At 70.4% G+C, this 9,776-nt stretch carries 10 protein-coding genes and 1 pseudogene; all 11 read left to right on the top strand.

Annotation, left to right across the window (positions count from 1 at the left end):
* Positions 1-1,442: pseudogene (locus MPTA5024_RS21645) on the top strand (hypothetical protein); the annotation flags it as partial.
* A 124-nt stretch (positions 1,443-1,566) separates the two neighbouring features.
* Complete coding sequence (locus tag MPTA5024_RS21640) at positions 1,567-1,953, top strand: hypothetical protein (RefSeq protein ID WP_036327419.1); 387 nt, start codon at positions 1,567-1,569, stop codon at positions 1,951-1,953.
* Positions 1,954-2,271: 318 nt separating this feature from the next.
* The gene (locus MPTA5024_RS21635) at positions 2,272-3,768 is read left to right on the top strand and encodes a glycosyltransferase family 4 protein (protein ID WP_198167319.1); all 1,497 of its coding nucleotides are present in this window, start codon (positions 2,272-2,274) and stop codon (positions 3,766-3,768) included.
* A 104-nt stretch (positions 3,769-3,872) separates the two neighbouring features.
* The gene (locus MPTA5024_RS21630; RefSeq protein ID WP_036327417.1) at positions 3,873-4,292 is read left to right on the top strand and encodes a hypothetical protein; all 420 of its coding nucleotides are present in this window, start codon (positions 3,873-3,875) and stop codon (positions 4,290-4,292) included.
* A 66-nt stretch (positions 4,293-4,358) separates the two neighbouring features.
* Positions 4,359-4,574 (top strand): hypothetical protein, encoded by a 216-nt coding sequence (locus tag MPTA5024_RS21625; RefSeq protein WP_036328981.1) that lies wholly within the window; start codon positions 4,359-4,361, stop codon positions 4,572-4,574.
* Positions 4,575-4,707: 133 nt separating this feature from the next.
* Positions 4,708-5,499: a F0F1 ATP synthase subunit A gene (atpB, locus tag MPTA5024_RS21620; protein ID WP_036327415.1), complete on the top strand. Its 792-nt coding sequence runs from the start codon at positions 4,708-4,710 to the stop codon at positions 5,497-5,499.
* Positions 5,500-5,580: 81 nt separating this feature from the next.
* Positions 5,581-5,814 carry an ATP synthase F0 subunit C gene (gene atpE / locus MPTA5024_RS21615; protein ID WP_036327412.1) on the top strand — a complete coding sequence of 78 codons (234 nt, stop codon included), beginning with the start codon at positions 5,581-5,583 and terminating at the stop codon, positions 5,812-5,814.
* 26 nt (positions 5,815-5,840) lie between these two features.
* A complete protein-coding gene (locus MPTA5024_RS21610; protein ID WP_036327410.1) occupies positions 5,841-6,389 on the top strand; it encodes a F0F1 ATP synthase subunit B in 549 nt (182 codons plus the stop codon).
* Positions 6,389-7,198 (top strand): F0F1 ATP synthase subunit delta, encoded by an 810-nt coding sequence (locus MPTA5024_RS21605; RefSeq protein ID WP_036327408.1) that lies wholly within the window; start codon positions 6,389-6,391, stop codon positions 7,196-7,198. The genes MPTA5024_RS21610 and MPTA5024_RS21605 overlap by 1 nt, the downstream gene beginning before the upstream one ends.
* Positions 7,199-7,223: 25 nt before the next feature.
* Positions 7,224-8,873: a F0F1 ATP synthase subunit alpha gene (gene atpA, locus MPTA5024_RS21600; protein ID WP_036327407.1), complete on the top strand. Its 1,650-nt coding sequence runs from the start codon at positions 7,224-7,226 to the stop codon at positions 8,871-8,873.
* Positions 8,874-8,876: 3 nt separating this feature from the next.
* The gene (locus tag MPTA5024_RS21595) at positions 8,877-9,776 is read left to right on the top strand and encodes a F0F1 ATP synthase subunit gamma (protein WP_036327405.1); all 900 of its coding nucleotides are present in this window, start codon (positions 8,877-8,879) and stop codon (positions 9,774-9,776) included.

Genomic DNA, 9,776 nt, shown 5'->3' with positions numbered 1-9,776 from the left:
GGGGAATCGAGCAGGACTGGGACTACGGCTTCCTCGAGGGCGCCGGCGACGGCGCGGTGACGGGCACAGGCACGGGCACCGGCGATGGCATGCCGAACGGCACGGCGACCGGCGCGGCGACCGGGACCGGGCATGCGTCCGACGGCTCGGCGACCGGCGGCACCGTGACCGGGGCGGGGCAGCCGACCGGCAACGGCACGGGGCAGGGCGCCGGCGACGGCGCGGCGACGGGCTCGCCCAACGGACATGCGACGTCGGACGGCTCGGCGCCGCTCGGGGACCAGCCGTCGAACGGGCGGGACGACTCACAGATCATCGACACGCCGGGGAAAGACCACCCCGACGACATCGACCAGAGGGCCGGGCGTCAGGTGATCGTGGTCGACGGCGTGAAGGTCGTGAGCACCCCGCTCAACCAGCCCAGCGCCGACTACATCGCCGATCTGAACCAGCACATGCAGGACGTCCAGCCGATCGACATGCCGACCGTGCACGCCCACGCGGGCAGCGCGGGCGGCGGCGCGACCGGCCCCCATCCCGACGGGCCGCCCGGGTACGTCGAGCCGCTCGAACCCGGTCATCCGGTCGCCGACCACCCCTCCACCGCGGGAAGCGGAACGGGCACCGGCACCGGAGCCGACACGGGTACCTCAGCCGGCACGGCCACCGGTGACGCGCGCGGGGTGTCCCACTCCGGAACGGCGACGGGCACCGGCACGGCTACAGGCACCGCCACGGACACCGGCGCCCATTCCGGCGCGGCTGCGACGGGCTCGCACTCCGGAGCCGCGACGGGGACGGGCGCCGGGTCCCATGCCGGCCTCGCCCCCGAGGACCCCGAGGGCGCCTACGTCGGCACGCCGGAGGACAACCTCACCGAGGATCCGTACGCCACGGGCAACGCCGAGGCCGTACCGGGCACCCCTGAGCACCACGCGCCGTTCCACGCCTCGCACGCCGCCTCCGCCGCTGGTCACCCCGCCGACGCCGGCACCTCGGGGAACGGCACGCCCAACGGTGACGCGGCGGGCGCCGCCGCCGCACACGCCGGCACGAACGGCACCGGCGCGAACGGATCGGCCTCCAGCGAGACGGGCGCGAGCGGCTCCGGCGGATACGCCGGGGACGCCCCCGCCGACCAGGGGGACAGCCCCTGCTCGGACCAGTACGGCGGGGGAGCGGTACCCGATCCGCGGGCGCTCGCGGCGGCCCAGCCGGGGGACGTCCTCACCTATCCCGCCCGGCACGACGGCGACGCGGTGCTGCGGATGCTCGTCGACCACCATCGGGAGATCGAGCCCGTCGACATGCCGAGCGTCAGCGTGCCGAAGGGCGAGTGGGGAACCGGCCAGTGGGTGCCGAGGGACATCGGGCCGGACGGACCGTCCGGCAGCGTCGATCCCGGCGAGCCCGACGCCCCGATCCCGCCGCCGGGAGGCTGAGCGTGAACGCCCCCCGCGAACCCGTGGCGGTCGCAGACGCCCGTACCGCCACGCACGACGGGATGACCGGCCCTGGTTTCGGGCCGCATCTAAATCGACCGGCCGACATCTGCGAGGTGCGATCGTGACGTACGTCGACCCGCCGGCGCCGACGCCGCTGCAGCCGGGCGAGACGCCTCCTGCGCCGTCCGGCACCGACCTGCTGACGCCGGGCGGGCAGCCGACGGGCTGGGTGTTCAACCCCGAGTACCAGAGGCTCGTCGATCTCTGGCTCCAGGTCGTCCCGCTGATGGACCAGCTCACCCGCTCGCTCGACAAGCCGTACGAGCAGGCGAAGAGCAAGGACGTCTGGGACGCGCCGGTCGCCGGGCGCTACGTGCAGGACCTGGCCGAGTATCGGGCCCGGCTGGGGATGTACCGGCAGGCGGTGCTCACGGCGATCAGCGATCAGGCGGCGGACACGCCTCGCTGGGTGCCGAGCCGCACCGGCGCGCCGCACGCGTTCTCCTGATCGGACGGAGATTCGGGCACGCCGTACGACCGAAACCGCGGCGAAAACGGGAACGGCCGGGCGTCCGGCACCACGCGGGCACAGGCGGAACGGCGCGCGGATGTGGCCCGGCGCCCCCGGTGCCGCCCACCCCTGCCCGAAATGGAGGAGATCAGGTCCGTCGTCCTGCAGGCCATGGGGCAGCTGAGTGCGATAGCGTCGGTTCTCGAACGGGTAAAGGGGCTGACCGCGACGCATCCGGCATATCCCCGCGAGGAATAGGGCGGTCTGTGCTGTTTTCCCGTCACAACTGGCTCGCCTATCCAGGAAACTAGGTCCGTGCGGGAATATCTGCTCTTGGCACTCGTGGCGGCAACGGTGACGTACCTGCTGGTGCCGCCGGTCAGGGCCTTCGCGCTGCGCATCGGCGCGGCCCCGGAGGTGCGGGAGCGGGACGTGCACAAGGTGCCGACCCCCCGGCTGGGCGGGCTTGCGATGTTCGGCGGCCTGGTCGCCGGGATCATCACGGCGACGCACCTGCCGTACGTGGGCGGGGCCTTCGGCAACGGGCAGAGCGGGCAGACCGCGTTCGCCATCCTCTCGGCGGCCACCCTCATCGTGGTGACCGGCTTCCTGGACGACTGGCTGGGGATGGACGCCCTCGTCAAGCTGGGCGGCCAGGTCGCCGCGGGCGGCCTGCTGGTCTACTTCGGGATGTACCTGCCGTTCCTGCCGCTGCCCCAGTTCATGGGCGGTGCGACCGGCCTCGACAGCACCCTGCGCACCGTCATCACGATCCTGATCGTCGTCGTCGTGATCAATGCGGTGAACTTCGTGGACGGCCTCGACGGCCTGGCCGCCGGCATCGTGGGCATCGCCGCCATGGCGACCTTCGCGTACTCCATCGCGCTGTCGCAGACGAGCAACGGCTCGCGCATCAACGTGACGGCGGCCATCGCCGCCATCCTCATAGGGATGTGCCTGGGCTTCCTCCCTCACAACTTCAACCCGGCCAAGATCTTCATGGGCGACACCGGCGCCATGCTCATCGGGCTGCTGCTGGCCACCTCGCTCATCACCATCACGTCGTCGGTCGAGCCGAGCGCCGTGAAGATCAACAAGTTCCCCGTCATCCTGCCGCTCGTGCTGCCGATCGCCGTCATGATCCTGCCGCTGGCCGACCTGATCATGGCCGTCGTCCGCCGCACCTCGGCCGGGCTGTCGCCGTTCGCCCCCGACCGCGGCCACCTGCACCACCGCCTGCTCGACATCGGCCACTCGCACCGGCGCAGCGTCCTGATCATGTACGCGTGGACGTTCCTGTTCGCCTTCACGATCGTCGGCCTGTCGATCGGGGGCGTTCCGCTGATCCTCTTCCCGCTCACGATCCTGCTCGCGGTGGCGGTGCTGGTCATGATGGCGCTGCCCCGCTGGCGCTCCCGGCGGGACGCCCTCCGCTACCGGAAGGTCGGCGCGCACGCGGCCGGACGCCCGGCATCCGGCGCCGGCTCCGCCGAACCGGGGGCGACGGCGGAGGCCGAGGCCACCGACGTGATCCCCGCGGTGCCCATGTCCCAGCCGTCCCCGGCCTCTCCGGGGCCGGCCGCGCGCCCGCCGGCCGCCCGTCACCCGTACGCCGACCAGCCCGTGTGGCCGGGCGGCTCCGCCCAGCAGGGTCAGCCGGGCCGGCCCGGTCAGGCCGGACACCCTGGTCAGAGCGGCCAGAACGAGCAGTTCGGCACACCCGGCCAGCCCGTCCTCCCCTCGCCCTCGCTGCCTCCCGAGCAGCGCCGGGGGGACGCGGCAACCCGTCAGCCCACCCGAAACGGCAGGTAAAGGTCGCACTCCGGAGCTTGTGATAGCTTTCACTAGCAGGGGTGAGGACGACGCCGCCCCCTGAGGTAGCAATCGCTCGCTTGACAATCGACTATGGAGTACCGATGCAGGCCAACGACGTGCGCGTGCTGAAGGGCGCCGCCGTGCCGACCCTCGTTGTCGGTCTCGTCGCGGTGATCGTCGCGGCGGTGCTGACCGGAGCCGGGGGTGCGCTGGGCGCGGGCATCGGCGTCGTCCTGGTGGCCGCCTTCTTCACCGTGAGCCTCGTGGCGGTGTCCTGGGCCGGCCGGATCTCGCCGGTGGCGATGATGACCGCCGCGGTCGTCGGATACGTCGTCAAAGTGCTCGCGATCATGGCCGCGCTGACCGCCTTCGGCGGGACCACCGCGTTCGACTCCAGGGTGTTCGCCCTGGCGACGATCCTGTGCACGCTGACGTGGACCGTCGGCGAGATGCGCGGGTTCATGAAGCTCAAGCTGCTGTACGTCGAGCCCGACGCCGAGGTCCCCGGACGGGGCCGGTGACGCCGGGGCACGCGGGGCAGCCCGATATGACTAGTCCGCATGGCTCCTGCTATCGTCGTGCTCGCGATGAGCGAACAGGAGCGCAGGCCCGAGAGCGACGGCCGCGACTTCGCCGACGCCGCCTGGTCCGTCCCGAGCTATCTGCTGTCAGGGATCCTGGTTTGGGGCGGCCTCGGCTGGTTGCTGAGCCGGTGGACCGGCGTGTATGCGTTCATCCCCATAGGCGTAATCGTTGGGGTCGTACTGGCGGGCTACCTCGTCTATTGGAAGTACTGCCGCTGAGAACCGGCCCGGTTCCCACGCTCTTCTATTGATCGATCACTCTGAAGGGAACGCCCGTGCGCGAGCGTAGCGAACGGACGAACAAGCACATGCTTCGGGGATTCGGCCCCGAGCGGGTAGGCGAGGTGACCAGGTGACCCCCCTTGTGCTCGTCGCCGAGGACAACTTCCAGGCGCCGGGGCCGTCCATCTTCGATTTCCCGCCGCTGTACGATGGCGCGCCGGCCTGGCTGACCAAGCCCGTGGTGTTCGCCCTGATCGGCGCCATCCTGGTGTGCGCGCTCGCGTGGAGCGCCTTCGCCAATCCCAAGCTCGTGCCCCGGGGAATGCAGAACATCGGCGAGATGGGCTACCAGTTCGTCCGCGACCAGGTCGCCCGCCCCTTTCTCGGCAAGGACGCCGAGCGGTGGATGCCGATGCTCCTCAGCATGTTCTTCCTCATCCTGTTGTGGAACCTCTTCGGCGTCGTCCCGCTGATCCAGATTCCGGTGCCCTCGCACATCGCCTTCGCGATCGTGTTCGCGGTCACGGTCTACGTGATCAAGATCTACCTCGGTATCAAGAACCAGGGGCTGGGCGGCTACTTCAAGAACATGATGTTCCCGCCGGGACTGCCGAAGCCGATCTACATCTTGTTGTCCCCGCTGGAGCTCGTGTCGAACCTGATCCTGGCGCCGTTCACGCACGCTGTCCGGCTCTTCGCGAACATGTTCGCGGGCCACATGATCCTGGCGTTCTTCAGCGCCGTCGGTTTCTGGTTCCTCTTCGAGAAGCTGACGCCTCTCGGCTCGGGACTCGGCGTGGTCGGCGTGATCATGGCGATCGTGATGACCGGCTTCGAGATGTTCATCCAGTTCCTGCAGGCGTTCCTCTTCACGCTGCTCGCCGCCATGTACATCGGCGGCTCGCTCCACCCCGAGCACTGAGCACCACAGAGCACCGAGTCCCCACTGACGTAGACCAGACCGGTGAAGCACTCACCGGCCAACCAGTAAAGGAATCAAGCAATGAGCGTTCTCGCTGAGGTCTCCGGCAACGTCACCGCCATCGGTTACGGCCTTGCCGCCATCGGCCCCGGCATCGGCGTGGGAATCATCTTCGGCCAGGGCGTGCAGGCCATCGCCCGCCAGCCGGAGGCGTACGGGCTCATCCGCCAGAACATGCTCCTCGGCTTCGTTCTCACCGAGGCGCTGGCCCTCATCGGCCTCGTCGCACCGTTCATCTTCCAAGGCATCAAGTAAGACGACCATAAGGAAGGCTGCACCCCATGACTCTGGCAGCTACGGTCCTGGCGGCCGAGGGAGCGGAGAACCCGCTCATCCCGCACGCCTACGAACTGGTCGTCGGCAGCTTCGCCTTCCTCGTCGTCTTCATTGTCGTCGGAAAGATCCTCACCCCGCGCATCCAGAAGACGCTGGCCGAGCGGACCGAGGCTATCGAGGGCGGCATCAAGAAGGCCGAGGACGCCCAGGCCGAAGCCCAGCGCACTCTGGAGCAGTACCGCGCCCAGCTCGCGGAGGCCCGCCAGGAGGCGGCCCGCCTGCGTGAGGAGGCGCGCGAGCAGGGCGCGCAGATCAAGGCGGAGCTCCGCGAGGAGGCCCAGGCCGAGGCCCGGCGCATCGTCGAGGCGGCTCACACGCAGATCGAGGCCGACCGCCAGCAGGCGCTGGCCCAGCTGCGGAACGAGGTCGGCCGGCTGTCGACCGAGCTCGCCTCCCGCATCGTCGGCGAGTCCCTGGAGGACGAGGCCCGCCAGCGGCGCATCGTCGACAGGTTCCTCGACGAGCTCGAGGCCCGGCCGGAGGCGGTCCGCTGATGCGCGGCCTGAGCAGGACGGCCGTCTCCGAGGTCGAGCAGCGGTTCAACGCCGTCGCGGCGTCGGCTGATCTCGGCGCCCTCGCCGACGACCTCTTCGCCGTCGCCGATCTGTTCGACCGGGAGCACGGGCTGCGGCGGGGTCTGTCCGACCCCGCCCGGCCCGCCGACCAGAAGGAGCAGGTCCTCCGCGGGCTGCTCGACGGCCGGATCGCGGCCGCCGCGATCGAGGTCGCGGCCACCGCGGTCCGGGCGACCTGGTCGCGCGCCGGCGACCTCCCCGACGCCCTCGAGCGCGTGGGCGTCATGGCCGCGGCCGCCGAGGCCGAGTCCGACGGCCGCCTCGACGACGTCGAGGACGAGCTGTTCCGGTTCGGCCGCATCCTGGCCGCCAACCCCGCCCTGCGCCGCGTCCTGAGCGACGCCGCGATCCCGGGGGAGCGCAAGCGGGAGCTGCTCGCCGCGCTCCTCGACGGCAGGGCGGCCCCCACCACGATCCGCCTCGTGACGCAGGTCGTCGTGCACCCCAGAGGACGTAGCCTTGAGACGTCCCTGGAGGAGTACGGCTGGATCGTGGCCCGGGCGCGCGAGCGCCTCGTGGGCGTCGTGCGGAGCGCGGTTCCGCTGGGCGAGGAGCAGAAGCAGCGGCTCGCGGCCTGGCTGCGAGCCACCTACGGGCGAGACGTCCACCTGAACGTCGAGGTGGACCCGAGGGTGCTCGGTGGTTTCTCCGTGCGGGTGGGGGACGACTACATCGACACCACGATCGCCGGACGTATCGAAGAAGTCCGCCGCCGGTTGGCCGGCTGAAGGCGAATAGGGAGACAGAGAAGAGATGGCGGAGCTTACGATCCGGCCGGACGAGATCCGGGAGGCGCTTGAGCGCTTCGTCCAGGCGTACGAGCCGGAAGGTGCCGCGCGCGAGGAGATCGGGACCGTCGTCGACGCCGGCGACGGCATCGCCCATGTCTCCGGCCTGCCCTCGACGATGGCCAACGAGCTGATCGAGTTCGAGAACGGCACGCGCGGCCTCGCGCTGAACCTGGACGTGCGCGAGATCGGCACGGTCGTCCTCGGCGACTTCAGCGGCATCGAGGAGGGGCAGCAGGTCCGGCGCACCGGCGAGGTCCTGTCGGTCCCCGTCGGCGACGACTTCCTCGGCCGCGTGATCGACCCCCTCGGCAACCCCCTGGACGGCAAGGGCGCGATCGAGGCCGAGGCCCGCCGCGCGCTCGAGCTGCAGGCCCCCTCCGTGGTCCAGCGCCAGCCGGTGAAGGAGCCGCTGCAGACCGGCCTCAAGGCGATCGACGCCATGACGCCGATCGGCCGCGGCCAGCGCCAGCTGATCATCGGCGACCGCGGCACCGGCAAGACCGCGATCGCGGTGGACACCATCCTCAACCAGAAGGAGAACTGGCTCTCCGGCGACCCCACGCGTCAGGTGCGCTGCATCTACGTCGCCGTCGGCCAGAAGGGCTCCACGATCGCGCAGGTGCGCGGCCGTCTGGAGGAGGCCGGCGCGATGGAGTACACCACCATCGTCGCCGCCCCGGCCTCCGACCCGGCGGGTTACAAGTACATCGCCCCCTACACCGGCTCCGCCCTCGGGCAGCACTGGATGTACCAGGGCAAGCACGTCCTGATCGTCTTCGACGACCTGACCAAGCAGGCCGACGCCTACCGCGCCGTGTCCCTGCTGCTGCGCCGCCCGCCGGGCCGCGAGGCCTTCCCGGGCGACGTGTTCTACCTGCACTCCCGGCTGCTGGAGCGCTGCGCCAAGCTGTCGAACGACATGGGCGCCGGCTCGATGACCGGTCTGCCGATCATCGAGACCAAGGGCAACGACGTCTCGGCGTTCATCCCGACCAACGTCATCTCGATCACCGACGGCCAGTGCTTCCTGGAGACCGACCTGTTCAACGCCGGCGTCCGCCCGGCGATCAACGTCGGTATCTCGGTGTCCCGCGTCGGCGGCTCCGCGCAGATCAAGGCCATGAAGAAGGTGGCCGGCACGCTGCGTCTGTCGCTGTCGCAGTACCGCGACCTGGAGGCATTCGCGGCCTTCGCCTCCGACCTGGACGCGGCCTCCCGCGCCCAGCTGGAGCGCGGCGCCCGCCTGGTCGAGCTCCTCAAGCAGCCGCAGTACAGCCCCTTCCCCGTGGAGAAGCAGGTCGTGTCGGTGTGGGCCGGCACCACCGGCGAGCTCGACGACGTCCCGATCGAGGACATCCGGCGCTTCGAGGCCGAGTTCCTCGACTACCTGCAGAGCACGCAGAAGGGCGTCTTCGACAGCATCCGCGAGACCAGGGACCTGTCGGACGACACGGTGACCGCCCTCAAGGACGCCGTCACGGAGTTCAAGAAGGGCTTCACCACCTCCGGCGGCGAGCTGCTGGTCAGGGACGAGCCGGTGGAGGCGCTCGACGCCGCCGAGGTCGGCCAGGAGAAGGTCGTCAAGCACGTCCGCAAGACCGAGGCGAAGTAACGCATGGGTGCCCAGCTGAGACTGCTGCGGCGGCGGATCAGGTCGGTCAAGTCCACCGCGAAGATCACGCGCGCGCAGGAGCTGATCGCCTCGTCGCGCATCGTCAAGGCGCAGCAGCGGATGCAGGCGGCCGTGCCGTACGAGCGTGAGATCACGCACGCGGTGTCGGCCGTCCTGTCCAACACGGCGAGCGTCGACCACCCGCTGACCGTGGCCAAGGAGCAGCCGGCCACGGCGGGCGTCCTGATCGTCACCAGCGACCGCGGCTTCGCCGGCGGCTACAACGCCAACGTGCTGCGCGAGGCGGAGGCGCTCAAGGGTCACCTGACCGAGCGCGGCCTGGCCGTCCGGCCGTACGTCGTCGGACGCAAGGGCCTCACCTGGCACAAGTTCCGCGGCCGGGAGCTGTTCGGCGAGTGGGACGGCTTCTCCGACAACCCGTCGTACGCGCACGCCAAGGACATCGCCGGCGCGCTGATCGACTCGTTCAAGGAAGAGGACGGGATCGACGAGATCCACGTCGTCTACACCGGGTTCGTCTCCATGCTGACCCAGAACGTGATCGTCAGGCGGATCCTGCCGCTCGAGGTCGAGGAGGCGCCGGAGCCCGCGGACGGCCCCATGCCGTACTACGAGTTCGAGCCGGCCGCGGGCGAGGTCCTCGACGCGCTGTTGCCGCGCTACATCGAGTCGCGCATCTACAACGCGCTGCTGCAGGCGGCCGCGTCGGAGCACGCCGCGCGGCGGCGGGCCATGAAGTCGGCCACGGACAACGCCAACGAGCTCATCGGCGTGTTCACCCGGCAGATGAACCAGGCTCGCCAGGCCGAGATCACCCAGGAAATCAGCGAGATCGTCGGTGGCGCCAACGCGCTGGCTGACGCCGCAGCGGGGAAAGAGTGA

Origin of the sequence: Microbispora sp. ATCC PTA-5024, from assembly GCF_000511135.2 — a bacterium.
In the GTDB taxonomy this organism is placed as follows: Bacteria; Actinomycetota; Actinomycetes; order Streptosporangiales; family Streptosporangiaceae; genus Microbispora; species Microbispora corallina.
The sequence above is the reverse complement of the archived record's forward strand: the minus strand, read 5'-3'. Positions and strand labels throughout refer to the sequence as shown.

What these genes read in the sequence shown, in the direction of transcription:
- MPTA5024_RS21630 (WP_036327417.1), top strand. Translation starts at nt 3,873, where the DNA reads ATGCAGGCCAACGACGTGCGCGTGCTGAAGGGCGCCGCCGTGCCGACC.
- MPTA5024_RS21625 (WP_036328981.1), top strand. Translation starts at nt 4,359, where the DNA reads ATGAGCGAACAGGAGCGCAGGCCCGAGAGCGACGGCCGCGACTTCGCC.
- atpE (WP_036327412.1), top strand. Translation starts at nt 5,581, where the DNA reads ATGAGCGTTCTCGCTGAGGTCTCCGGCAACGTCACCGCCATCGGTTAC.
- MPTA5024_RS21610 (WP_036327410.1), top strand. Translation starts at nt 5,841, where the DNA reads ATGACTCTGGCAGCTACGGTCCTGGCGGCCGAGGGAGCGGAGAACCCG.
- MPTA5024_RS21605 (WP_036327408.1), top strand. Translation starts at nt 6,389, where the DNA reads ATGCGCGGCCTGAGCAGGACGGCCGTCTCCGAGGTCGAGCAGCGGTTC.
- atpA (WP_036327407.1), top strand. Translation starts at nt 7,224, where the DNA reads ATGGCGGAGCTTACGATCCGGCCGGACGAGATCCGGGAGGCGCTTGAG.
- MPTA5024_RS21595 (WP_036327405.1), top strand. Translation starts at nt 8,877, where the DNA reads ATGGGTGCCCAGCTGAGACTGCTGCGGCGGCGGATCAGGTCGGTCAAG.